This is a genomic window from Nonomuraea sp. GTA35 (assembly GCF_041950525.1).
In the GTDB taxonomy this organism is placed as follows: Bacteria; Actinomycetota; Actinomycetes; order Streptosporangiales; family Streptosporangiaceae; genus Nonomuraea.
The window spans coordinates 357,011-380,957 of record NZ_JBGNUV010000008.1 but is presented as its reverse complement, the minus strand read 5'-3'; the positions used below and the strand labels follow the sequence as shown (position 1 = coordinate 380,957).

The 23,947-nt window shown below is 73.4% G+C and carries 21 protein-coding genes and 1 pseudogene; 14 read left to right on the top strand and 8 right to left on the bottom strand.

Translation table 11 applies throughout. The annotated features are described in order from the left end of the window. The first annotated feature begins 5 nt into the window (after positions 1 to 5). The 4 genes and pseudogenes from ACBJ32_RS33520 to ACBJ32_RS33505 all read left to right on the top strand — a co-directional run bounded on the left by ACBJ32_RS33520 (position 6) and on the right by ACBJ32_RS33505 (position 1,831). Positions 6 to 887 (top strand): hypothetical protein, encoded by an 882-nt coding sequence (locus tag ACBJ32_RS33520; protein ID WP_375130158.1) that lies wholly within the window; start codon positions 6 to 8, stop codon positions 885 to 887. Positions 888 to 908: 21 nt separating this feature from the next. Beyond that, a pseudogene (locus tag ACBJ32_RS33515) lies at positions 909 to 1,109 on the top strand (GntR family transcriptional regulator); the annotation flags it as partial. Between the two features lie 49 nt (positions 1,110 to 1,158). Next, on the top strand, positions 1,159 to 1,440 hold the full coding sequence (locus ACBJ32_RS33510; protein ID WP_375130157.1) for an FCD domain-containing protein: 282 nt from the start codon (positions 1,159 to 1,161) through the stop codon (positions 1,438 to 1,440). Continuing rightward, positions 1,394 to 1,831 (top strand): hypothetical protein, encoded by a 438-nt coding sequence (locus tag ACBJ32_RS33505; protein WP_375130156.1) that lies wholly within the window; start codon positions 1,394 to 1,396, stop codon positions 1,829 to 1,831. Before ACBJ32_RS33510 ends, ACBJ32_RS33505 begins: the two co-directional genes overlap by 47 nt. Here ACBJ32_RS33505 and ACBJ32_RS33500 read toward each other — a convergent pair. Next, a complete protein-coding gene (locus ACBJ32_RS33500; protein WP_375130155.1) occupies positions 1,812 to 4,277 on the bottom strand; it encodes a beta-galactosidase in 2,466 nt (821 codons plus the stop codon). The two genes, ACBJ32_RS33505 and ACBJ32_RS33500, sit on opposite strands and share 20 nt — an antisense overlap. Positions 4,278 to 4,322: 45 nt before the next feature. Continuing rightward, positions 4,323 to 4,976, bottom strand: a complete 654-nt coding sequence (locus ACBJ32_RS33495; protein WP_375130154.1) for a TetR/AcrR family transcriptional regulator — start codon at positions 4,974 to 4,976, stop codon at positions 4,323 to 4,325. A gap of 82 nt (positions 4,977 to 5,058) precedes the next feature. Between ACBJ32_RS33495 and ACBJ32_RS33490 the strand changes: the two genes are divergently transcribed. The 5 genes from ACBJ32_RS33490 (at position 5,059) to ACBJ32_RS33470 (ending at position 10,791) form a co-directional block, all read left to right on the top strand. Next, on the top strand, positions 5,059 to 6,366 hold the full coding sequence (locus ACBJ32_RS33490; RefSeq protein WP_375130153.1) for a cytochrome P450: 1,308 nt from the start codon (positions 5,059 to 5,061) through the stop codon (positions 6,364 to 6,366). Between the two features lie 116 nt (positions 6,367 to 6,482). After that, complete coding sequence (locus tag ACBJ32_RS33485) at positions 6,483 to 7,463, top strand: NlpC/P60 family protein (RefSeq protein WP_375130152.1); 981 nt, start codon at positions 6,483 to 6,485, stop codon at positions 7,461 to 7,463. A gap of 394 nt (positions 7,464 to 7,857) precedes the next feature. Then, positions 7,858 to 8,664, top strand: a complete 807-nt coding sequence (locus ACBJ32_RS33480; protein WP_375130151.1) for an N-acetylmuramoyl-L-alanine amidase — start codon at positions 7,858 to 7,860, stop codon at positions 8,662 to 8,664. 40 nt (positions 8,665 to 8,704) lie between these two features. Next, positions 8,705 to 10,003: an alpha-glucosidase/alpha-galactosidase gene (locus tag ACBJ32_RS33475; RefSeq protein WP_357884561.1), complete on the top strand. Its 1,299-nt coding sequence runs from the start codon at positions 8,705 to 8,707 to the stop codon at positions 10,001 to 10,003. Next, a complete protein-coding gene (locus tag ACBJ32_RS33470) occupies positions 10,000 to 10,791 on the top strand; it encodes a DeoR/GlpR family DNA-binding transcription regulator (RefSeq protein ID WP_357884563.1) in 792 nt (263 codons plus the stop codon). Before ACBJ32_RS33475 ends, ACBJ32_RS33470 begins: the two co-directional genes overlap by 4 nt. An 8-nt stretch (positions 10,792 to 10,799) precedes the next feature. Here the strand turns inward: ACBJ32_RS33470 and ACBJ32_RS33465 are convergent, their stop codons facing one another. Together ACBJ32_RS33465 and ACBJ32_RS33460 are read right to left on the bottom strand one after the other, a co-directional pair. Further along, positions 10,800 to 12,080, bottom strand: coding sequence for an alpha-glucosidase/alpha-galactosidase (locus ACBJ32_RS33465; RefSeq protein WP_375130150.1), 1,281 nt, complete (start codon positions 12,078 to 12,080; stop codon positions 10,800 to 10,802). Continuing rightward, positions 12,077 to 13,021: a carbohydrate kinase family protein gene (locus ACBJ32_RS33460; protein ID WP_375130149.1), complete on the bottom strand. Its 945-nt coding sequence runs from the start codon at positions 13,019 to 13,021 to the stop codon at positions 12,077 to 12,079. Before ACBJ32_RS33460 ends, ACBJ32_RS33465 begins: the two co-directional genes overlap by 4 nt. A gap of 118 nt (positions 13,022 to 13,139) precedes the next feature. Here ACBJ32_RS33460 and ACBJ32_RS33455 point away from each other — a divergent pair, with 118 nt between their 5' ends. From ACBJ32_RS33455 to ACBJ32_RS33445, 3 genes are read left to right on the top strand one after another with little or no spacing between them, the layout of a single operon-like run. Then, positions 13,140 to 14,438: an ABC transporter substrate-binding protein gene (locus tag ACBJ32_RS33455; protein ID WP_375130148.1), complete on the top strand. Its 1,299-nt coding sequence runs from the start codon at positions 13,140 to 13,142 to the stop codon at positions 14,436 to 14,438. A 2-nt stretch (positions 14,439 to 14,440) separates the two neighbouring features. Next, complete coding sequence (locus ACBJ32_RS33450; protein ID WP_375130147.1) at positions 14,441 to 15,382, top strand: carbohydrate ABC transporter permease; 942 nt, start codon at positions 14,441 to 14,443, stop codon at positions 15,380 to 15,382. Then, positions 15,382 to 16,203: a carbohydrate ABC transporter permease gene (locus ACBJ32_RS33445; RefSeq protein ID WP_375130146.1), complete on the top strand. Its 822-nt coding sequence runs from the start codon at positions 15,382 to 15,384 to the stop codon at positions 16,201 to 16,203. Before ACBJ32_RS33450 ends, ACBJ32_RS33445 begins: the two co-directional genes overlap by 1 nt. Before the next feature lie 3 nt (positions 16,204 to 16,206). Here the strand turns inward: ACBJ32_RS33445 and ACBJ32_RS33440 are convergent, their stop codons facing one another. Both ACBJ32_RS33440 and ACBJ32_RS33435 read right to left on the bottom strand, forming a co-directional pair. After that, on the bottom strand, positions 16,207 to 17,397 hold the full coding sequence (locus tag ACBJ32_RS33440) for a cytochrome P450 (RefSeq protein WP_375130145.1): 1,191 nt from the start codon (positions 17,395 to 17,397) through the stop codon (positions 16,207 to 16,209). 43 nt (positions 17,398 to 17,440) lie between these two features. Beyond that, positions 17,441 to 19,069, bottom strand: a complete 1,629-nt coding sequence (locus tag ACBJ32_RS33435; RefSeq protein ID WP_375130144.1) for a PucR family transcriptional regulator — start codon at positions 19,067 to 19,069, stop codon at positions 17,441 to 17,443. 121 nt (positions 19,070 to 19,190) lie between these two features. On the opposite strand from ACBJ32_RS33435, the gene ACBJ32_RS33430 reads away from it, so the two are divergent. After that, a complete protein-coding gene (locus tag ACBJ32_RS33430; RefSeq protein ID WP_357884579.1) occupies positions 19,191 to 20,468 on the top strand; it encodes an MFS transporter in 1,278 nt (425 codons plus the stop codon). Positions 20,469 to 20,501: 33 nt separating this feature from the next. Further along, the gene (locus ACBJ32_RS33425; protein ID WP_375130143.1) at positions 20,502 to 22,109 is read left to right on the top strand and encodes an amidohydrolase; all 1,608 of its coding nucleotides are present in this window, start codon (positions 20,502 to 20,504) and stop codon (positions 22,107 to 22,109) included. Positions 22,110 to 22,169: 60 nt separating this feature from the next. Here the strand turns inward: ACBJ32_RS33425 and ACBJ32_RS33420 are convergent, their stop codons facing one another. Beyond that, positions 22,170 to 23,060, bottom strand: a complete 891-nt coding sequence (locus ACBJ32_RS33420; protein WP_375130142.1) for a dihydrodipicolinate synthase family protein — start codon at positions 23,058 to 23,060, stop codon at positions 22,170 to 22,172. A 205-nt stretch (positions 23,061 to 23,265) separates the two neighbouring features. Further along, positions 23,266 to 23,943: a GntR family transcriptional regulator gene (locus tag ACBJ32_RS33415; protein ID WP_375130141.1), complete on the bottom strand. Its 678-nt coding sequence runs from the start codon at positions 23,941 to 23,943 to the stop codon at positions 23,266 to 23,268. Between the last annotated feature and the right edge of the window lie 4 nt (positions 23,944 to 23,947).

The following is a 23,947-nucleotide window of genomic DNA, read 5'->3' as shown; positions in this document are numbered from 1 at the left end:
CCAGCTTGGCCATCAGCCCGGTCTCGGCCGGCGGGCTGGAGCCGGCGCAGTGGATCGCCGTCAGGTACCGCGACAGCACGATCCGCCGCTCCAGCTCGTGGGCGCGCTCGTCGCGGCTGCCGGACAGTTCGACCGCGCCGCCCGTGCTCCAGAACCACGCCCAGTGCGCCGCGGCCGCCTCCACCACCTCGGCGAAGCCGGGCACCCGGGTCGCGGCACCGCGCTGGAAGGCGAAGGTCAGCTCGGCGGCGGGCCCGGGGAAGGTGATGCGGAACTCGTGCGGCCCCGTCCGCATCACCTCGCCGCCGCCCGCCATCCGCACCGACACCCGGTACGCGGTCGCGTCCAGCGTGCGCTCGACGGTGAACCCGCCCTCCTCGATCCGCAGCTGCGACGTGTGCGCGTCGGGCCGTGCCCAGTCGGCCGCGTTCCCCCAGGCCTGCGACCCGTACGGGAACGCCACCCGCACCCCCGTCTTGGCCAGGGCGGGTGACCGCAGCCGCACGGCGATCGCGTCGGGCCCGATCCGGCCGAGGTCCAGGCGGTGCGGGTTGGCGCGCAGCCACGACTCGGCCGCCGACGCGGCGGGCTGCTGCCGGCCGAACAGCACCTCGGCGTTGACCCGGTCCAGGATCTTCGGCGTGTCGGTGGAGCCGGCGGGGCCGATCACCAGGGGCGGTCCGGCCTTCGGGGTGAGCGCGTCGATGAAGGCGGCCTGCGTCTTCTCCGCCTCGCCGAGCACACCCTGGATGGCCGCGCGGACGTCGGAGTTGGCCGGGATGCCGCGGTCGGCGAGGATGATCTTCCCGGCTTCCGGGCTGTTGACGAGGAAGTCCACGAGCTTGGCCGCCTCCTGCGGATGCTCGCTCCTGGCGTTGATGCTGTAGATCTGCGAGGCCTGGAGCCACATGGCGGACAGCGGCGGGGGCGGCGCGCACCACCGGGTGGTCGGCAGCCTGGGCACGGCCATCGTCAACGGCGAGCTCGCCCCGGACGCCGACCTCGACGCGGTGGCGCTGCAGGAGCGGTTCGGGGTGAGCAGGACCGCGGTGCGCGAGGCGCTGCGCGTGCTGGCCGCCAAGGGGCTGGTGGGCGCGCGGCCGCGGCGCGGCACGTTCGTCGCGCCGCGCGAGGAGTTGGGCCCTGCTCGACTCCGACGTGCTGCGGTGGCGGTTCGCCGCCCGGCTGGACGAGGTGTTCCTCGACGAGCTGGGCGAGGTGCGGCTGACCGTCGAGCCGGAGGTGGCGCGGATGGCGGCGCTGCGGCGTACGGACCGGGACCTGGCCGAGCTGGAGGACGCGCTCGCCGCGATGCGGGCCGCCGCCGGCGATCAGGTGGAGGCCGACCTGGCCTTCCACCACACGCTGACTGCGGGCGGCGCACAACGAGCTGATGGCACGGATGGCCACGGCGATCGAGGCGGGGCTGCGGCTGCGTGACCAGTTCGTGCACGCCACGATCGCCGGCGAGTCCGCCGGCGAGTCCGCCGACGGGCACGCCGAGGTGCTGCTGGCGGTGCGCAGGCGGCGGCCGAAGGCGGCCGAGTCCGCGATGCGGGCGCTGGTCGAGCGCTCGATCGCGGACGTCGAGCTGGCCAAGAAGGTCCACGGCCAGAACGCCTGCCGCCAGCCCGACCGGGCGGAGTGCGGGCGGGCGGACGGGACTTCGGGCAGGCGAAGTACGGGGCGGACAGGACTTCAGGCGGGCAGAGTACGGGCGGACGGATTTTCGGCGGGCAGAGTACGGGCGGACGGATTTTCGGCGGGCAGAGTGCCGGCGGCGGACCTGACCGCCGGTGCCGGTTGCGGGGTCAGCCCGCAGCGGCCGTGATCACGGTGCGGGGCAGCGGGACGAGCGTGGCCGAGCGGAGCTCCAGGACGGCGCCGCCCGGGTAGGCGGGCGGGCGGAAGCGCGGGGAGAGGTAGACGGGCGCGTCCTCGCGCAGGGGCAGCAGCCGCAGCTCCAGGCCGTGCGCGAGGACCTCCTCGCGGAACCTGCGCAGGCCGATCTCCCACGGCGGGCCGTGCCAGAACTGGTCGGCCACCAGGCGCCCGCCGATGTAGGCGCGGCCCACGTCGCCGGTCCAGTCCAGGCGCAGCAGCACCTCGTCGTCGCCGGTGAAGGCGTCCGGGGGGATGGTGAGGCGGTAGACGGCGGCGGCGTCGAAGTCGGCGTCCACCGGGGCCGACGCCCGTCCCGAGGCCGGGTCGATCACCGGGGGCCGGGCGGGGCCGGCCTGCTTGACGGTCTCGATCGCGACCGCCGGGGGCTCGCCCGCCTGCGGGGGCAGCGGCAGGACGCCGAACACGCCGTGGGTGCCGGTCGCGTAGGCGGGTGCGGGGAAGACCAGCACGCGGTCCCCCGCCGAGGCGCGGTCGCCGCCCGCGTTCCCGCCGCTCGCCACCGAGGCGTGGTTGCCGCCGGTGTCCCCGCCGCTCCCCGCCGGGGCCCGGTCGCCCTGCCCAGGGGCGGCGCCGCCGTTCCCGTACACCACCAGGTGGTCGCCGTCGATCACGGCGGGGCGGTCGCTCAGGACGAGCCGGTCGGCGCCCCAGAGGTGGCCGCGGGTCGCGGTGAGGGCGCTGTCGTGATCCAGCACCAGCACCGATGCGGTGCTCCCGCCGGGGGCGGTCACCCGCAGGAGGCATTCCGGGCCCGGCCGCAGCCCGCTCACCACGACGTCGCCGCCGGTGGTGGTGACGGTCGCGGGCCCTTCCACGCCCGCGACCGTGGCGGCGTCGAAGGCGAGCTCCACCGGGATGCCCGCGGTCTGCGTGAACACGTGCACGGGCTCCCCGGCGTCGATCACGCACACGGGCTGCGCGGTGGCCGTCAGCAGCACGCAGTCGCCGACGCGCCGCGCGAGCGGCCAGGCGAAGCAGGCGCCCGCCGGCACGGTCACGGGCTCGCGCGGCACGACGAGCGAGCGCCCGTCCAGCTCGACCGCGAACCGCACCCCGTCGTGATCGGGCAGCGTCTCGACGGGCTGGTGGTTGTTGACGAACAGGAACCCCGAACGCCCGTCCGACCGCACGGCCCAGCGCAGCGCCGCCCGGTCTGCGGGGTCGGTGGGCGCGCCCGGCGGCATCGTGAGCGTCATGGTGGCCAGGTCGGGCCCGTCGCAGGCCAGCCAGAGGTGCTGCAGCCGCAGGTGCCGGTAGGAGTCGCGGAACTGGCCGTACTCGCCGAGCGGCGCCTGGAAGTCGTAGGTGATGACCGGGCAGTCGTTGGGGTAGCCGGTGGCGTGCGACTCCTGCAGCGTGGACAGCTCGCCGATCTTCTGGGACGCCCCGTGGTACATGTAGTAGCCCTGCCACACCGAGCCGCTGCCCAGCTTGACCAGCGCCAGCGCGGCCACGTCGGCCGCCGCGACGACGGGCCGGCGGTGGTAGGCGGTGTACATGCCGCCGCCCAGCTCGCAGGTGGCGAACGGGTAGCGTGCCAGGTGGCTCTCGTCGCCGCCGGACGCCGCGCCGGTACGCAGGTCGGCGCCGATCGAGTCGTCGTCCCGCCCCGGCCCGAAGAAGTAGTGGGCCCGGCTCTGCGCCGGCCAGCCGTCGTGCGCGGTGTCCCAGGCGGCCTCCGGGTAGCCGCCGAACAGCGGGATCACCTCGTCGGGCGGCAGTTGCGCGTGCCCCCAGCCGGTGGCCGTCCACAGGGGCGCGTCGATGCCGGCCTGCCGGGCCATGCGCTTGAGCGTGAGGAGATGGCCGGGCTGGTCGTGCAGCTCGTTCTCCAGCTGGACGGCCACGACGGGCCCGCCGTGCTCGCGCGTCAGGCCGCGCAGCCGCGCGCCGATCTGCGCGAGGAACGGCCGGACGAGGTCGAGGTAGCGGGGGTCGTCGGTACGCGGCACGCAACCGGCGGCCAGGAGCCAGTCGGGGAAGCCGCCGTTGCGCGACTCCCCGTGCGCCCACGGGCCGATCCGCACCACCACGTCCAGGCCCAGCTCGGCGCAGGTCGTCACGAAGCGGCGCAGGTCGCGGTCGCCGCTCCAGTCGAAGAGGCCGCGGCGCTCCTCGTGCAGGTTCCAGAAGACGTACGCGGCGACGATCGTGACGCCGCCGGCGCGCACCTTGAGCAGTTCCTCGCGCCATTCCGCGGCCGGGTAGCGGGCGTAGTGGAACTCCCCCATGACGGGGAACCAGGGCCGTCCCGCCCGGCTGAGGTGGCGGGAATTGACGGTGATCGCGTCCGGCCGGTCCGGCGGGTCGCCGAGCCGCAGGTGGCCCTGCGTGGGCGGGGTCGTCTCGGGCGGCACGGTGATGCGCTGCACTCGGGGCCTTCCTGTCGTCGCACGAACGAATACGAATAAATCGTATTAGTTGAGCCGCCGGTCGAGGGCTGGGGCGAGCTCCGTCGTGGTCAGGAGCAGCGCGACGATGTAGTCGACGAGGTGGTCGCGGCCGGTGTCGACGTCCCCGCGCAGCCAGGCCGACAGCAGCTCCCACAGGCCGCTCACGACGGTCAGCGCGGTCATGCGCAGGTCGGTCTCGCCCAGCGGCGTCTCCTCGAACAGCTCGCCGACCTGCCCGAGGTAGATGCCGGCCAGTGTCGCGATGATCTGCCTGCGCCGCTCCTGCAGCAGCGGGCTGGCCGGGAACTCGTACGCCAGCACGCGGGCCCGGCGCGGGTCGGCGGCCAGGAAGTCGACGATGGCGCTCACCACCGCGGTGGCGCGGGCCCGCAGGCGGCGCGGGGACTGCGCCGCGACGGTCGTGATCAAATCGGTGACCTGCGCGGCCTGGTCGTCGACCACGGCCAGCAGCAGCGCGTCGAGGTCGGTGAAGCTCTCGTGGAAGTAGCGGTCGTTCAGCCCCGCCCGCGAGCAGACGCCCCGCACGGTGGCGGCGGCCCAGCCTTCGGTGCCGAGCACGTCGAGGCCGGCCTGCAGCAGCGCCGCGCGCCGCCGGGCGCGCCGCTGCTCGGCCGGCACGCCGCGGTAGGGGCGCATGGAGGTGCGGTGGGGCGTCATGTCCCCGATTCTGCCGCAGGCCCTTGACGCCCGCGGCAAATCTGGTGATGGTAAACACCAGATCCGTGGAAGGCGGTGGACCGTGACGGCGGAGAACCCGGCGGCCCTCACCCTGGCCGACATCGACCTGAGCGACCTGCGGTTCTGGGAGCGGCCCGAACAGGAGCGGGCGCGGGCGTTCGCCAGGCTGCGGGCCGAGCCCGGCCTGCGGCTGTTCGCCATGCCCAAGGTGCCGTTCCTGCGCCGGGACCCGGGCGCGTGGGCGCTGGTGCGCCACGCCGACGTGGTGGCGGCCAGCCGCCGGCCCGAGGTGTTCAGCAGCGAGCCGAGCGCGACCAGCCCGGCCGACCTGCCGCGCTGGATGGACGGCTACTTCAACTCGATGATCGACATGGACGACCCGCGGCACGCCAAGATCCGCCGCATCGTCTCCCGCGCGTTCACGCCGAAGACGCTGGCCAGGACCGAGGACGACATCGCGCGCCGCGCCCGGCGCATCGTGGACGAGCTGATCGCGGGCGGCCCCGGCGACTTCGTCTCGCGGGTGGCGACGCGGCTGCCGGTCGAGGTGATCTGCGACATGCTCGGCGTCCCGCCGCGCGAGCACGAGCGCGTGGTACGCCTGACCAACATCGTCGTCGGCTACACCGACCCGGAGTACGTCGGCAATCCCGTCGACTACGCCGGCGGCACGGCCCGGGTCGGCCGCCTGCGCACGGCCCGGCTGCTGGGCACGGTGTCGGCGGCCGGCTGGCGGCTGCACCGGCTGGCCGCCCAACTGGGCAGGCGGCGCCGCGCCGCCCCGACGGGCGACCTGACCTCGGCCCTGGTCAACGCCAACATCGACGGCGAGCGGCTGAGCCCGCGGGAGTTCGGCGCGTTCTTCCTGCTGCTGGTGGTGGCGGGCAACGAGACCACCCGCACGGCGCTGGCCCACGGGCTGAAGCTGCTCACCGACCATCCCGGCCAGCGGGAGCTGCTGCTGTCCGACTTCGACGCCCGCATCGGCGGGGCCGTGGAGGAGATCGTCCGCCACAGCACACCGGTGATCTTCATGCGCCGCAACGTCACCCGCGACCACGAGCTGAACGGCCACCGGTTCAGGGCGGGCGACCGGGTCACCCTCTGGTACGCCTCGGCCAACAGGGACGAGAGCGTCTTCGCCGACCCCGACGCGTTCGACATCACCCGCTCCCCCAACCCGCACGTGGGGTTCGGCGGGCCGGGACCGCATTTCTGCCTGGGGGCGAACCTCGCGCGCCGGGAGATCACGGTCATGTTCCGCGAGCTGTTCGGCCGGCTGCCGGACATCAGGGCGGGCGAGCCGGACCGGCTCCTGTCCAGCTTCATCAACGGCTACAAGCGGCTGCCCTGCACGTTCACCCGCTGAGCGAGCGGCCGGTCCGCGGCAGGAGGGCCGGCGCCCCGTCCTGACCGCCGGCGAGTTGAACACCCGCGGCGCCTGCCGCGTACCTCCTCATGGAACGGCGCGAAGGAGGCAGGCGGGTGACGGTGTCGGCGAGGCTCGCACGGGCGGCGGCTGCCACGGCGCTGGCCATGACCGTTTCGGTCGTCATACCGGGCGCGGCCTGGGCCGACCCGTCACCCGCCCAGGTCAGGGCCCGGCTGGTGAAGCTCAACGAGCGGGCCGACCAGCTCGTCGAGCGCTACAACCAGGCCACCGAGACCTACCGCAAGGCCAGGAAGACGTACCGGGCGCTGGAGACCGAGCTGGCCGGCAAGGACGAGCAGGTGGCGGCGCTGCGCGAGGAGCTGGCCGCCATCGCGGCGCACAACTACCAGTTCGGCCCGTCGCTCGGCTGGCAGCGGCTGGCCATCGGCGGCCCGCCGGAGGCGATGCTCAGCGGCATGGCCTCCCTCGACCAGATGGCCCGGGACCGGGCGGCGAAGATCCAGGCGTTCGAGGAGGCGACCCGGGGCCTGCGCGATCGGCGCGACCGGGCCAGGGCCGCCCTGGAGGAGGCCGAGCGGGCCCGTGACGACGTACGCGGCAAGCAGGAGGAGGTCGACGACCTCGTCGACGAGCAGACGAAGCTGCTGCGCCGCCTGGGCGCCTACCGGACCGGCGACCCGCGCAGCACCGGCATCAGGTACACGGGCCCGGCCTCCGGCAACGCCCGCGAGGCGCTGGAGTTCGCCTTCGCCCAGGTCGGCAAGCCCTACCGGTACGGCGGCACGGGGCCGGGCTCCTTCGACTGCTCGGGCCTGACCCAGGCGGCCTGGCGGGCGGCCGGGGTGGAACTGCCCCGCACCACGTACACGCAGTGGGCCTGGGGCGCCGGCCGGCGCGTGCCCCTGGACCAGGTGCAGCCCGGCGACCTGCTGTTCAGCAAGGGGCTGGGGCACATGGGCATGTACGCGGGCGGGGGGAAGATGGTGCACGCCCCGCAGACCGGCGACGTCATCAAGGTGGTCGATCTCGACGACTACTGGCGGGGCCGCCTCGTCGGCGCCATCCGGCCCTGAGACGTCACCGGCAGATCCGGGTGCGGACGTGCCCGGCACCCCGTCCACGCGGCACCCCAGCGCGGCCCGGCAGGCTGCTGAACGCCCCCCGGAACCGGTGCACCCCGAGTACGGGAACCTTGCCGCCGATGCCGTGATCGGGCGATGACGTCCGGGGATAGACCTCAGAGACCCCGGGGTTCGCGCGCCTGCCAGGGGGGCGGATCGCCCGGATTCTCCGGATCTCCCGGTCGCGTACCGGTACGGCATGGTAGTGATCTGTAGGCGCCCGCCGAGCGTGGCCGGGGCCGCGGTCATCGGCCCGCCCGGCGGTGATCACGTACAGCGACACGATGGATACTCGTCGTCGATCGAAGGGTGTGAGACTCATCCAGACGCAAGACGGAGGTGCTCGATGCCGTATTTGACCCAGCTCGCCGACGTCGCCCGCCGCACGGGCCACCCGGTGACCGAGGTGGCGGGGTGGAAGAGCCGCGGCCACGGGCCGCAACCGGAGGTGCAGGGCATCGTCTGCCATCACACCGCCGGCCCGGCCGGCGGCGGCGACCACCCCTCGCTCGCGGTGGTGCGCGACGGCCGGCCGGGCCTGCCGGGGCCGCTGTCGCAGTTCGGGCTCGGCAGGTCGGGCCGCATCTACGTCATCGCCGCCGGGCGCTGCTGGCACAACGCGCCCTCGACCTCGCCGCGGCACGACAACTCCAGCTCGCTCGGCATCGAGGCCGAGAACAACGGCTTCCAGCCGTGGCCGGAGGTCCAGCTCGACGCGTACCGGCGGCTGTGCGCGGAGCTGTGCCGCGAGTTCGGGCTGGGCGCCTCGCGCGTCAAGGCCCACCGGGAGGTCAACACCGCCAAGCCCGACCCCCACTCCATCGACATGACCGACTTCCGGGCGGCCGTCGCCGCCCTCATCGCCGGCGCGCCCGGCCCATCCTGGACGGAGGAGATCGTGAAGGAACTGCCGCTGATCCGGCTCGGCGACGACAACTACGACGTCAAGACCGTCAGGGGTTGCCTGTTCGCCCGGGGGCACGTGCCTCCCGCCGCCTACGCCTCGGTCCAGGACGGGCTGGAGGGGTGGCTGAAGTCCACCCGCTGCGACGACGGGCTGGTCGAGCTGGTGCGCAGGTTCCAGCAGGCCGAGGGCATCGACCCGGACGGCCTCGTCGGGCCGCGTACCTGGGCGCCGCTGCTGCGGGTCTGACGCAGCCGCCCCCACGCCGCGGGCGTGGGATACTGCGGGGATGGCGCGGATCGTCTTCATCGGGGTCGGTGACGTGGAGCTGACGCGCCGCGTCCTGTCCGCGCTGATGCTCGCCCCTGCCCTGCGCGGCGAGCTGGAGGTCGTGCTGCACGACGACGACCCCGGCAGGCTGGCGACGGCCGAGACGCTGGTGCGGGCGCTGGGCGCGGAGGCGGGGGCGGATGCGAAGATCCGCAGCGTGTTCGACCGGCGGCAGGCGCTCAAGGGGGCCGACTTCGTGGTCGGCCACCTCGACGTCGGCGGCTTCGAGGCCACGCTGCGCGACTTCGAGATCCCCCACCGGTACGGCCTGCGCCAGACCATCGGCGACACCATCGGCATCGGCGGCGTGTTCCGCGGGCTGCGCACGATCCCGGTGCTGGTGGAGCTGGCCGGGCAGATGGCCGAGCTGTGCCCGCAGGCGTGGCTGCTGAGCTGCACCGACCCGATGGCGATGACCGGGTGGGCGGTGCACGAGGCCACCGGGTTCGAGCGGTTCGCCGGGCTGTGCCACGCGGTGTGCGACACGCACGCCTACCTCGCCGACCTGGTCGGCCGCGACGAGGACGAGATCACCTTCCTCAGCGCCGGGCTCAACCACCAGTCGTTCGTGCTGCGCTTCGAGGCGGGCGGCCGCTCGCTCTACCCCGAGCTCGACGCGGTGATCGCCGCCGACGCCCAGTTGCGCAGGCACGTGCGGGTCGAGCTCTACCGGACCTTCGGCCACTTCCCCACGCAGTCGAGCGAGCACGCCGCCGAGTACGTGCCGTGGATCATGCGCCATCCCGAGGAGACCGCCAGGCTGGGCGTGCCGGTCGAGGAGTACCTGCGCCGCGTCGGGCAGAGCCTGCACCTGTACGAGGAGACGCGGCGCGCCCTGTCCGCCGGCCACAAGCTGCTCATCCGGTGGCAGCACCAGGAGCCCGCCGCCGCGATGATCCTGGCCCTGCTGACCGGCGAGGAGAAGGAGATCTACGTCAACGTGCCCAACCGCGGCCTGATCGGCAACCTGCCCGGGGAGGCGTGCGTGGAGGTGCCGGCCCTGGTCGGCTCCGGCGGGGTGCGCCCGCGGGCCGTCGGCGACCTGCCCGTCCAGCTCGCCGCGCTCAACCGGACGTTCCTCAACGTGGTGGAGCTGACCGTGCGCGCGGTGCTCGACGGTGAGCGCGCGCACGTCTACCGGGCGGCCATGCTCGACCCCAACACGGCGGCCACGCTGCCGCTGCCCGCGATCGAGGCGCTCTGCGACGAGCTGATCGAGGCGCACGGCGACCTGCTGCCGGCGGCGGTGCGCCGGTGAGCGAGTCGATGCCGACGGAGGTGCGGCGCGAGCGCATGCTGGCGTTGCTGACCGAGCAGGAGTTCGCCCGGGTCGCGGAGCTGGCCGAGGCGTTTGGCGTGTCCAGCGTGACGGTCCGGGCCGACCTCGACGCGCTGGAGGAGCAGGGCAAGGTGCGCCGGGTGCGCGGCGGCGCCGTGTCCGCCGGGCCCGCGCCGCACGTGGAGCCGTCGTTCGAGCTGTCGCTGGGCACGGCGGCGGTGGAGAAGTCGTCCATCGCGAAGGTCGCGGCGCGGCTGGTCGGCTCGGGCGAGAGCGTGCTGATGGGGGCGGGCACGACCACGACGTACGTGGCCAGGGAGCTGGTGGCGCGCTCCGACCTGACCGAGGTGACGGTGTTCACCAACGGGCTGCGCACGGCGCTGGAGCTGGAGCCCGCGCTGCCGCGCATCTCGGTCGTGGTGACCGGTGGCAGCCTGCGGCGGCAGCAGCACTCGCTGGTCGATCCGCTGGGCGGCAAGCTGCTGGAGGGCATCCGCGCCCACACCGTCATCCTGGGCTGCGGCGGGGTCGACGCGGCCGGCGGGGTGACGAACGTGAGCCTGCCCGACGCGGAGATGAAGCAGCGCATGCTGCGCGCCGCGACCAGGAAGATCCTCGTCGCGGACGCGTCCAAGCTGGGTGTGGTGGAGATGGCGCCGATCTGCGCGGTCGGCGAGATCGACCTGCTGATCACGGGCGAGTCCGCCGACCCCGAGTGCGTGGCCGCGCTGCGGGACAAGGGGCTGGCGGTCGAGATCGCCCGCTGAGCTCCCTGCTACGCCCTGAGGGCCTCCGGGAGGAGGTCGCCGTGGGCGCGGGTGAGGTCGTCGGCCATGCGCCAGATGTCGTCCAGCGTGAGCGAGGCCGCCGTGTTGGGGTCGATCATCAGGGCGTGCCTGACGTGGCGGGGGTCGCCTTCGAGCGCGGCGCGTACCGTCAGCTCGTTGACGCTCGCGTAGGTCCTGTTCAGGGCCGCGCACTGCGGGGGCAGCGCGCCGATCGCGGTGGGCCGCACGCCGGTGGCGTCCACCGCGCACGGCACCTCCACCACGCAGCCCTGGGGCAGGTTCGAGATGAGCCCGTCGTTGACGACGTTGCCGTAGACGACGCGGGGCGTGCCGGTGACGATGCTGTGGATGATCTGGGGGGCGTACTCGTCGGTGCCGGCGATGTCGAGCTCGCCGCCGTGCCGGACGAGGTCGCGGGTGCGCTTGTACTCGGCCAGGTTGTCCTCGCTGACCCGCAGGTACTCCCCCACCGGGATGCGCAGCCGGTCGAGCTCGGAGTCGTGGTGCATCAGCCAGGGCACGTACTCGGCGGAGTGCTCGCTGGTCTCGGTCGGGTAGTAGCCGAGCCGCCGGTACATGTCGATCCGCACCCGCCGCCGCAGCTCGGGGTCGTCCACGTTCAGCCGGGGGTACAGGTCCTCGCCGTCGCGTTCGAAGCGCAGCACCCACGCCTGGTGGTTGACGCCGGCCGCGACGTACGAGATCTCCTCGTACGGCACCGCCACCAGCTCTGCCAGGCCCCGCATCGTCCAGTAGACCGAGTGGCACAGGCCGACCACGTTCCTGACCTTGCCCGACAGGTACCAGACGTTCATCGCCATCGGGTTGGTGTAGTTGAGCAGCAGCGCGTCGGGGCAGACCGCGTTGATGTCCGCCGCGAGCGCGTCGAGGAGGGGGAACGTGCGCAGCGCGCGGAACACGCCGCCGGCGCCGATGGTGTCGGCGATGGTCTGGCGCAGGCCGTACCTGGCGGGGATCTCGAAGTCGGTGACGGTGGCGTCGTAGCCGCCGACCTGCACCATGTTGATCACGAAGTCGGCGCCGTCGAGCGCTTCGCGGCGGTCGAGGTGGGCGGTGACGGCGGCGGCCCCGTCGCCGTCACCGGCGGTGATGCGGCGGGCGACGGCCTCGGCCACCTGCAGCCGCTCGGGGTCGATGTCGTGCAGGGCGATGCGCATGCCGCGCAGCTCGGGGAAGGCGACCAGGTCGGCGAGCAGCCCCTGGGTGAAGACGACGCTTCCCGCCCCGACGAACACGATCTTCTTCATGAGGTTGCTTCCTCCCAGGTGGGTTGCGCCGCGGTGCCCCCGGCGGCGCGGGTGGAAAGGGTGCCGCAGGTCACGGCGACCGACATGCTCCGGCTCAGGGGCAGGCCGCGCAGGAGGGCGGCGAGCAGGCCCGCGTTGAAGCTGTCTCCCGCGCCGACGGCGTCCACGACGGTGGCGGGGCGGGCGGGGACCTCGACCGGCTCGCCGTCGGCGAAGGCGAGGGCGCCGCGCTCGCCGCGCTTGACGACGGGCAGGGTGCCGAGGGCCGCCAGCTCCTTGACCGCGCGCCCGAGGTCGACGTGCTCGTCCGTGCCGGCTCCCGAGACGGCGCGGGCGATGGCGAGGGCCTCGTTCTCGTTGGGCAGCAGCACGTCGGTGACCGGCAGCACGTCCGCCAGGCCCGCCCAGCGGCCGGCCGGGTCGTCGTTGGTGTCGAGGGAGGTGGAGGCGCCCGCGGCCCTGGCCATGCCGAACAGCCCGGCCAGCCCCGCCGCCAGCAGCGGCTGCAGGAAGTACGACGAGACGTGCACGTGCGCGGCGCGTTCGAGCAGGCCGGGCGGCACGTCCGTGGCGGTGAGCCGGTCGAGGCAGCCGGGGGCGGTGAGGATGGCCCGGTCGTCGCCGTCCACCAGCACCACGGTCATGGCGGTGGGCACGGCGGGATCGACGACGCAGGCCGAGACGTCCACGCCGCCACCGCGCAGGGCGTCCAGGACGAAGGCGCCCGCGGGGTCGTCCCCCACCCGCCCGACGAACGCGGTGCGCAGGCCCAGCCGGGCAGCGCCGTACGCGGTGATCGCGCCGGAGCCGCCGAGCACGAGGCCGGCGGCGGGGACAAGCTGCTCGCGCTGGCCGAACTCGGGATGGCGAGGCGAACCCGACACGATCACGTCCGGGTTGGCGTCGCCCACGACTAGAAGGTCGAAGGTCGTTCTGGACACCACGGCACAGTCGCAGGAGTTGTGAAAGCTTGTCAACCCTTGCGCTTTTTCGAAGGTATTGACAAGACTTCGAAAGTAGCCATGATGGGCTCCAACATTCCGGGAGGGAGCATCCCCAGTGCGAAGAAGAACGGTGGCGGCCCTGGTCGCGGCGATCATCCTGGCGGCCGCCGGCTGCGGGGGCCCGTCGCAGGAGGGCCCCAGGACCGTGGACCCGCAGGCGAAAGTGAAGCTCACGTGGTGGTCGGGGCAGACCTCCGACGCGCAGAAGATCCTGGAGGGCCTGGCGGCCAAGTTCACCCAGCAGCATCCCAACGTCACCATCGAGGTCACCTCGGGCGCGTCCACCACCGACGAGCTGCTGCAGAAGCTGTCCGCGGGCTTCGCAAGCGGCGTGTATCCCGATATTTCCTATGCTTTCGGTAGCTGGGCGTCGCAGCTTCAGGAGTCGGGCAAGACGCTCGACCTGACCGAGAAGGTGAAGGACCCGGCGGTCAAGTGGACGGAGTTCCCCGCCTCGGCCCGCACCACCGCGACGCCGAACGGCCAGGTCATCGGCTTCCCCGCGATCGTGGACAACCTCGCCCTGCTCTACAACAAGACGCTCTTCGACGCCAAGCAGGTGCCGTACCCGACCGACGACTGGAGCTGGGACGACTTCAGGGCGGCGGCCAAGAAGCTGACCGATCCGGCGGAGAAGATCTACGGGACCGCGTACTCGGTGAGCGCCTCCGAGGACACCACCTGGCACTTCTGGCCGCTGCTGTGGCAGCGCGGCGGCAGCATCCTGTCGCAGGACGGCAAGCAGGCCGCGTTCAACTCCCAGGCGGGGGTGGACGCGCTGGAGTTCCTGCGGGCGATGGCGGTGGACGACAAGAGCGTCTACCTCGACCAGACCGACGAGCGGTACGCGCCGCTGTTCGGGGACGGCCGGATCGCGATGATCATCAACGGGCCGTGGTCGCTGCTCGAACTGAAGGAGAAGAAGACCGACTACGGCGTGGCCTTCCTGCCCGGCACCAACGGCGACCACCAGACGGTCTCGGGACCGGACCTGTGGACGCTGTTCGACAACGGCGACGCCAACCGGGCCTACTGGTCGTTCGAGCTGATGAAGTGGCTCACCTCGGCCGAGGGCGACGCCCAGTGGAACCTGGCCCAGGGCAACCTGCCGCTGCGCGCCTCGGAGACGTCGCTGCCGGAGTACCAGACCTACGTCAAGGAGTACCCGGGCGTCGAGAAGCTGGTGGCCAACCTGGCGAACGCCAAGCAGGCCAGGCCCACGGTCAGCGGGTACGTCGAGATGTCGCGCTACGTCGGCGAGGCCATCGCCAAGGCGCTGCAGGGCGCGGCCACGCCGAAGGCGGCGCTGGACGAGGCGGCCGCCAAGTCGCGCCAGGCGCTGGCCGGGGGCTGAGGATGTCGCTGCTGTTCGCCGGGCGGCGCCGGTCCGCCGCCCCCCGCGCGGCGATCCCGTCCGGCCGGCTGCGGTGGCTGCACCGCAGCCTGGTCGGGTGGGGGTTCGCGGGGCCCGCCACCGCGCTCGTGGTCGGCCTGTCGATCTTTCCGGCGGTGTGGGCGTTCCTCATCTCGCTGCAGAAGTGGAACGGCATCGCCCCCGCCAAGCCCGTCGGCCTGCTGAACTACGAGCTCATGGTCCAGGACCCGGACCTGCTCGCGGCGGTGCGGCATACGCTGGTGTTCACGGTGCTGTTCGTGCCCTCGTCGATCTTCCTCGGCATGCTGATCGCCGTCGCGCTCAACCGGCCGATCAAGCTGGTCGGCTTTTACCGTACGTGCATCTTCATCCCGTTCGTCGCGTCGGCGGCGGCGACCGGCATCCTGGCCAGCTTCGTCTTCAACCCCCAGTACGGCGCCGCCAACACCGTGCTGCGCACGATCGGCCTGCCGCAGCAGCAGTTCCTGGAGAGCCAGTCGCAGGCGCTCGCGGCGATCTGCCTGATCGCGCTGTGGGGCCAGGTCGGCTTCACCGTGGTCGTGTACCTGGCCGCGCTGCAGGACATCCCCAAGGACGTGGTCGAGGCGGCCCGGATGGACGGCGCCAACCGCTGGCAGGTGTTCCGGCACGTCACGCTGCCCGCGCTCGGGCCCGTCACCGTCTTCACCTCCATCTGGCAGACGATCACCGCGTTGCAGCTGTTCGACCTGGTCTTCACCACGACCAGGGGCGGCCCGCTGGGCGCGACGCAGACGATCGTCTACTACGTCTACCTCCAGGCGTTCAAGCTCACGAAGTTCGGCTATGGCTCGGCCGTCGCCTACGGGCTGTTCGCCGCGACCCTGCTCATCACCGTCGGGATGATCGTCTACTCCCGGCGCAGCAAGATCGAGGCCTTCTGATGCTGAGACGCCTGCCGTTCAGCCCGTGGCACCTGCTGCTGATGCCGCTGGCCCTGCTGTTCGCGCTGCCGCTGGTGCAGATGGTGCTCACCGCGTTCATGCCGGACGGCGACATCAACCGCTTCCCGCCCCGCCTCATCCCGAGCCGGTTGCAGCTCGACGGCTTCGCCGGCCTGTTCACCGAGTCGCAGGCGCTGCGCTGGCTGCTGAACACCGTCATCGTGTCCGCGATCGCGGTGCTCGCGCAGCTCGTGCTCTGCTCCATGGCCGGGTACGGCTTCGCGCGGCTGAAGTTCTTCGGCAGGAACGCCGGGTTCCTGATGATCCTGGCGACCATCATGATCCCCACGCAGCTGCTGATGATCCCGACGTACGTGATGTTCAGCCGGCTCGGCCTGATCGACACCCTGGCGGCGGCGTTCGTGCCGTGGCTGGCGTCGGCGTTCGGGATCTTCCTGATGCGGCAGTTCTTCCTGTCGCTGCCGGCCGAGCTGGAGGACGCGGCCCGCATCGACGGGTGCTCGACGTTCGGCGTGTTCTGGCGGGTGGTGCTGCCGCTGGCCAGGCCCGCGCTGGCGACGCTCACCGTGTTCACGCTGCTCGGCTCGTGGAACGACCTGATCTGGCCGCTGGTCGCGATCAGCGACGAGAGCCTCTACACGATGCAGCTCGGGCTGGCCAACTTCCAGGGCACCCGGCACACGCAGTGGTCGCTGCTCATGGCCGGGAACGTGGTGGCCACGATGCCGCTCATCATCGCGTTCGTGCTGGCGCAGCGGCAGTTCGTGGCCACCATGACGTTCAGCGGGCTGAAGGGCTGAGCCTCACCAGGTGACGTGGAAGGAGGTCAGCCCGTACACGACGTTCATGGCGCGGAACCCGGGCGGCGGACCGGCCTCGCGCAGCCCGGGGAAGCGCGCCAGCAGGGCGTTGAAGGCGATCTGCATCTCCATCCTGGCCAGCGGCGCGCCCAGGCAGTGGTGCACGCCGTGGCCGAAGGCCAGGTGCCCCAGGTCGCCGCGGCCGAGGTCGAGCCGGTCGGGGTCGGGCACGAGCGCGGGGTCGCGGTTGGCTGCGGGCAGCGCGACCGCCACCAGCGCGTCCTCGGGGATGCGCACGCCCGACAGCTCGACCTCGGTGGTGGTGACCTTGAACGTGCCGTTGTGCACGATGCTGAGCCAGCGCAGCAGCTCCTCCACGGCGGCGCCCACGCGCTCGGGCTCCTTCCTGAGCAGGTCGAGCTGGTCGGGGTGGCGCAGCAGGGCCAGGGTGCCGAGGCCGAGCATGTTGGAGGTGGTCTCGTGGCCGGCCACGAGCAGCAGGCTGCCGATGCCGATCAGCTCGTCGGTGGTCAGGTCGTCGCCGTGCTCGCGTACCAGCATGCCGAGCAGGTCGTCTCCCCGATCCACCCGGGCGCGGGCGACGAGCTCGCCCATGTAGGCCCGCGCGGCGTCGCGGATCGGGGCCCGCTCCTTCAGCGACAGGGACAGGTCGAGCAGGCTCGCCGTGCGCCGCTGGAACTCCTCACGGTCGGCGTAGGGCACGCCGAGCAGCTCGCAGATCACCAGGGACGGGATCGGCAGCGCGAACGACTCGACCAGGTCCGCGGGCGGGCCGGCCGCCTCCATCGCGTCGAGGTGCTCGGTCACGATCTCCTTGATGCGCGGCTCCAGGCGGCGGATGCGGCGCACGGTGAACTCCGGCGTCAGCATCCGGCGCAGCCGGGTGTGCTCGGGCGGGTCGAACAGCAGCAGGTGGCCCGCCCGCTGCGCCTCGACCTGCTCCCTGGGCATGTCGGGCGCGCCCGGCGGGCGCGGCTGCCGGGCGTTGCTGAAGCGCGCCGGGTCCGCGAGCACCTCCCTGACGTCGGCGAACCTGGTGACCATCCAGACCTCCACCCCGAACGGGGTGGCGACCCGCCGCACGCCCTCCTGCTCGCGCACCCGCACGAGCTCGGGGTCCGGGTCGAACAGGGAGCGGCGCATGTAGAGGGGTAAGGTCGCGGAATCGCTCATGTGGTCTCCCGAGGGGATCTGCGCTGACCGCCACCTCCAGATGCTAGGCGTTCTCCCCGTCCCGCGGGCGGCCGGGCGGCACGAGATCGCCGAGCGAGACGGCCAGCCACAGGTGCAGGCGGTGGCCGGGGTCGGCGAAGGGGCGGCCCGAGACGCGTTCGGCGGTGGTCAGGCGGCGGCGCAGCGTGTTGCGGTGCACGCCCAGGCGCCTGGCGGCCAGCTCCAGGTTCTCCCCCGCCTCCAGGTACGCGCGCAGCGTGCCCACCAGGTCGCCGCCGTGCCGTGCCTCGTGCTCGCGCAGCGGGCGCAGCACGGCGGCCGAGAAGCGGTGTGCGGCCTCGGGCACGAACGCGTCCCTGAGCAGGGCCGCCGTCTCCAGCTCGTCCACGTGCGTGTAGCCGGGGGCGGTGCCGCGGCCGGCCAGGGCGGTGGCGTGGCGGGCCGCCGCGGGCAGTTCCTCCAGGTCGTGCGCCCGGCAGCCGCCGCCCGGCGCGCCCAGCCGGTCGCACAGCCGCGCTCCCCGCGATCGGACGCCGCCCTGCCCGGGGCTCCGCGGCCGGATCTCCTCGGGGAGCACGAAGAGGGTCGTCCCGCCGGGCCGGGCGCAGACGAACGCCCGGTCCTCGGCGTCCGGGGCGGGCAGCACGTCCTCCAGCGCCTCCATCGCCGCGTCCGCCGGTACCTGCGCCCGCACCGCGATCACCTCGTACGGCGGCGCCACCGGGCACAGCTCGCCGAGCTGCCGCGGCGTCAGGGTGCCGTCGAGCACGGCCGACAGCAGCGCGGCCCGCTGGGCGTGGGCCCTGGCCCGGTTCGCGCGCACGCCCACCAGCTCCATGGCCAGCAGGCAGGCCGCCTGGTTGGCCAGCATCCTGGTGTGCCATTCCAGGGGCGAGGACGTGCGGATCGCCAGCCAGCCGCTCGGCGGGCCGGTGAAGCCGAGGCTCTGCACCTGGACGGCGTGAATGCCGTCGTCGAGAACGGTGGCGCTGCGGCGCGCCGCGCTCCGGGCCGCCGCCACCGCCCTGCCGTGCCACGGCCGCTCCACCACCGCTGCCGTACCGGCCGCAGCACCGAGGGGGCCGGAGGGGGTGCGGGCACCGGGCGCGCCGTGCTGCTCGGGTGACGGCCTGGCCGGGCTCGACGCGCGAGGTGTGCCGTGCGGGTCCAGCAGGAGGGCCTCGCCGCCGGTGTGCTCCGCCAGGGCGCGCAGGATGCCCGCGCTGCCCGCCTGCAGCGCGGCCCGCGCCATGGCCTCCTGGGCGGCCACGACGCGGCGCTCACCGCGTACGCGCTCGTCGGCGTGCCAGCGGGCGACCGCCTCCGTCACCGCGATGAACGGCGTCAGGATCTCCAGGACCGGCAGGCCGTGCTCGTCGGCCGTGGCCAGCACCTCGGCGGGCACCGAGGTCACCGCCTCCCCCAGGGCGAAGGCCAGCGCCGCGCAACCCGCGCCGGCCAGCCGCTCGACGTACGCGCGCCGCCCGGCGGCGTCGGCGGGCAGGCCGAGGCCGATCGTCATCACCAGCTCGCCGCCGAGCAGCCACGGCACCGGGTCGGTCAGCTCCGACACGTGCGCCCACCGCACGGCCCGCGCCAGGCCCGCGCGCCCGGCCAGCAGCCGCATCTCCATCGCCGGCAGGGTCATCACCTGCGCCACCGTCAACGCCACGGCGCCACCTCACGAGAGTGCATACCGCACTCTAATTCACCTCCGGTGGTGCGTTCCGTCCCGGCTCTCCCCGGGGTGACCTGCGCATATCGTCGTCGCACCCCCTACACCCGGAGGAACCATGAACCGCGCCACCCGGGCGGCCGGCGCCGCCTTCGTCGGGACCACGATCGAGTGGTACGACTTCTACGTCTACGCCACCGCCGCCGCGCTGCTCTTCGACGACCTGTTCTTCCCCAACGCCTCCAGCCCCACGGTGGCGCTCATGGCGTCCTTCGCCACCTACGCGGTCGGCTTCTTCGCCAGGCCGCTCGGCGGCATCGTGTTCGGCCACTTCGGCGACCGGGTCGGCCGCAAGTCGGCGCTGGTGGTGACGCTGCTCATGATGGGCGCGGCCACGTTCGCCGTCGGGCTGCTGCCCACGTACGACTCCATCGGGGCGCTCGCCCCGGTGCTGCTGGTGCTGCTGCGGTTCGTGCAGGGGCTGGCGGTCGGCGGCGAGTGGGGCGGGGCGGCGCTCATGGCCGTCGAGCACGCGCCCGAGGGCAGGAAGACCTTCTACGGCGGGTTCGCGCAGCTCGGCAACCCGGCGGGCGCCCTGCTGGCGACCGGCGCGTTCAGCCTGATGAGCCTGTTCGGCGACGACGCCCTGCAGTCGTGGGGCTGGCGGGTGCCGTTCATCGTCTCGGCCGTGCTGGTGCTGGTCGGCCTGTTCATCCGGCTGCGGGTGGAGGAGTCGCCGGTCTTCGAGCAGGCCGACAAGACCGGGGTGCCGATCAAGGAGGTGTTCCGCACCTCGTGGCGGTCGGTGCTGCTCGGGATCGGCACCCTGCCGGTGGCCATCGGCGGCTACTACATCCTGACCACGTTCCTGCTGTCGTACGCGACAGGGCCGTCCGTCGGCGCCTCCGAGCAGCTCATCCTGAACGGCCTCAGCTTCGCCTCGTTCGTCGAGCTGGTCGCCACGCTGGGCATCGCCTGGCTGGGCGACCGGTTCGGCAGCCGCAAGGTCGCCATCGTGTTCCTGGTCCTGACCGCGGCGCTGGCCGTGCCGCAGTTCGCGGTGCTCGGCTCGGGCGACGCGGTGCTGATCTTCGCGTTGCTCGGGCTGATGCGGCTGGCCACGTCCGGCACGTACGGGCCGATGGCCGCGATCCTGGCGGAGATGTTCCCGCCGCAGGTCCGCTACACCGGGATCTCGCTCGCCTACCAGGGCGCGGGCGCGATCTTCGGTGGCCTGTCGCCGCTGGCCGCCACCGCCCTCGTCGCCGCGTACGGCGGCGCCGCCTGGCCGGCCGTGGCGCTGCTCGTCGGCATGTGCGTGCTCAGCGTCGTCTGCCTGGCCGTGGCGCCGCGTCACCGCGACCGCGTGCCGGCCGCCCCGGTCCTCAGCCAATAGCCCCGATCCTCAGCCGAACAGGAGAGCCCAGACATGTCCACCACCGTCATCACCGGCGGCAAGGTCATCACCATGGATCCGGCGAGCCCGCAGGCGCAGGCCGTGGCGGTCCGCGACGGCCGGATCCTGGCCGTGGGCCGTGAGCCCGACGTGCTGGCCGCGGCCGGTCCCGGCGCCGCGGTGGTCGACGCGGGCGGGCGCAGCGTGCTGCCGGGCTTCATCGACCCGCACAACCATCTGCTGTCCACGGCCGAGACGCTGGTGGCGGTGGACGCGCGCTACCCGGCCGTGGGCAGCGCCGCCGATCTGGTCGCCGCGATCGCCGCCGAGGCCGCCAGGACGCCGGCGGGCCAGTGGATCAGGGCGTACGGGATGGACGACGCCAAGTTCCCCGGCGGCCGGCCCACCCGGCGGCAGCTCGACGAGGCCACCACCGACCACCCGGTGATCGTCTACCACGTGTCAGGGCACCAGGCCGTGGTGAACTCCACCGCGCTGGCCTGGCGCGGTATCGGCGAGGACGTGCCCGACCCGGCGGGCGGCGCGTTCGTGCGCGACGAGGGCGGCCGGCTGACCGGCATGGTGCTGGACTCCGCCATGGAGCTGCTGCTGCCGGTGGCCGTGGACATCGGCTGCCACGGCCCGAACTTCCACGTGGACCTGCCGCTGGAGCAGCTCCGGTCGTGGCTGGAGCTGGCCGGCGAGACGTACCTGCGGGCCGGGGTGACCACCGTGTGCGATCCGCAGGTGTCGCGGCGGGAGCTGCTGGTCTACCGGTCGGCGTGGGAGGCGGGCACGCTGCCGGTCCGGACGGCCGTCATGCCGCTGTCGCACATGCTGGACGAGCTGGCCTCGATCGGGCTGGCGGGACCGTTCGGCGACGACCGGCTGCGGTTCGGCGCGATGAAGTTCTACTGCGATGGCACGCTGCTCGGCGGCACCGCGATGTTCGAGGAGCCGTACGGGGAGGACTTCGCCGGGTCCCTCTACCACGAGCCCGCCCAGCTCGTGGAGCTGGTGCGGAAGGCGGCGTCCGCCGGCTGGCAGGTCGGCATCCACACGCAGGGCGACCGTGCCATGGGCTACTCCCTGGACGCGATCAAGGCCGCGGTGGCGGTGTCGGGCGACGACGCCAGGCCCCGGATCGAGCACTGCGGCCATCCGACGCCCGCGCAGGTCAGGGAGTTCGCCGCGCTCGGGGTGATCCCGGTCAACCAGCCCAACTTCCTGTTCGACAGCGGCACCGACTTCGTGCGCCGGCTCGGGGAGCGGCGGGCGCACCGGCTGCAGCCGATGCGCGAGGAGCTGGACGCCGGGCTGCGACCGGTGCTGTCCAGCGACTCGTTCGTGTCGTCGCTGCGGCCGATGGAGACGATCTCGAACGCGGTGCGGCGGCGGACCCGTGAGGGCGGGCCGATCGGGGCGGAGCAGGCGATCACCCTGGAGGAGGCGCTGCGGGCGCACACCATCGACGCCGCCTACGCGCTGCGCATGGAGGATCGGATCGGGTCGCTGACGCCCGGGAAGCTCGCGGACGTGGTGGTGCTGGACGCCGACGTCGCCGGGCTGCCCGCCGACGGGCTGGCCGGGGTGGACGCGTGGCTCACCATGCTGGACGGGAAGATCGTTCACCGCGCCTGAGCCCGTCCACCGCCGCGCGGCGGGCAGGCGGGCGTGCGGTGCCGCCGCTCGGCAGGCCCCTCACGGTCGTGCCGCCAGGCTGGCGATGCGGCGGCGCCGCTCGGGGGTGATCTCCGGAGCCGGCATGCGCAGGGTTCCGGTGCCGTGGCCGAGGTGGTGCAGGGCGAGCTTGATGCCCTCCACGGTGCCGGCCAGCGTGTCCAGCACCTCGTCCGCCCGGGCCTGCGCGTCGCGTTCGGCCCGGGCGTCGCCGCTCGCGACGGCGCCGGCGAGGCGGGTGAACGGCTCGGGGAAGGCGGCCGACAGGCCGGAGACGACTCCGGCGCCGCCGCCGCGCACGACCTCGGCGAGCCGGGTGTCGGAGCCGGACCACAGCCGCCGGCCGGGCGGGAGGGCGGCGGCGTACTCGGCGAACCGGTCCGCCGCGCGGCCGCTCAGCTTGGCGCCCGCCAGCCCGGTCGCGGCGGCCAGGGCGGCGGGCTCGGCGGCCACGCCGGTGCGCTCGCTGAACACGTACCCGTACACGGCGGCCGGGCCCGCCGCCCGCGCCACCTCGTCGAAGTGCCGCAGGACGGCGCCGGCGTCGGCGGGCAGGTAGTACGGGGTCAGCGCGGCCAGCCTGCGCGCGCCCGCGGCGACCGCGTCCCTGGTCAGCGCCACCGACTCCCGGGTGGCGGCGGCCCCCACGTGCACCACCACCCGCTCGGGCCCGAACGCGGCCAGCGCCGCCTCCGCGACCGCCCGCCGCTCGGCCCGCTCCAGGGCCGGGAACTCGCCGGTGGTGCCGCAGACGAACACGCCGTCCACGCGGGGCGCGAGGTCGGCGAAGTACGCCTTGGTGGTGGCGAGGTCGAGCTCGCCGGCCTCGTCGAAGAAGGTCGGGACGGCGGCGAGCACCTCGGCGCGCGGAGCGGGAGGTCCGGCGCTTCGTGGCGCGGCGTTGCACGACATGGGGCCGGTCTGTGGTGCGGGGTTGTGTCGTGCTGGGTCGTGGGGCGCGGCGCTTTCTGGCATGGCGCTTGGTGGCATGGCGCTTTGTCGCATGGCGAGGCCTCGCTGTGGGATGACCGGTCCGAGGTGGTGACTCGAGGGGGAAGGGCCGGTCCGAGTCAGGAGGTCCACTGCGGACCGGCCCGGCCTGGGACGAGGATCGGTGTCAGAACGCGGGCTGCGGGCGGGGCCGTTCGCTCAGCGTGGCGCGGATGCGGCCGCAGGAGCCGTCGAGGTGCGCCGCGAGGGCGGTCAGCGCCGCGTCCACGTCGCCCGAGCGGACGATGCCGCTCAGGTCGGCGTGGTCCTCGGCGACGGGGATGAGGTCGCGGTCGGTGTTGGTGATCTCCAGCACGGTGGCGAACAGCGGCCGGTGCAGCTCCCACGTGGCGGTGAGCCAGCGGTTGGCGCCGAGCGTGTAGAAGCCGCTGTGGAAGTCGAGGTCGGCGGCGGCGAACTTGGCGGGGTCGGGCGTGGCCGCCGCGGCGCGCATCTGCTCGACCGCTTCGTCCATCGGGGTCCAGTCGGCGGCGTCGAGCCGGGCGATGGCCTCCTTGATGGCCAGGCCTTCCAGGGCGCCGCGCAGCGAGTAGAGCTCGACGAGGTCGGTGTCGGACAGGCCGCGTACGAAGACGCCACGCTTGCGCGTCTCGACCAGGCCTTCGATCTCGAGCTGGCGCAGGGCGTCGCGGACCGGCCCGCGGCTCACCCCGAAGCGCTCCGCGATCCTGCCCTCGACCAGGTGCGTGCCCACGGCCAGCTCGCCGCGCACGATGAGCGAGCGGAGCTGGGCGAGCAGCTGGTCCCCGAGCGGGGGATGACGCAGCGGATTGGTGATCGTCACCCAG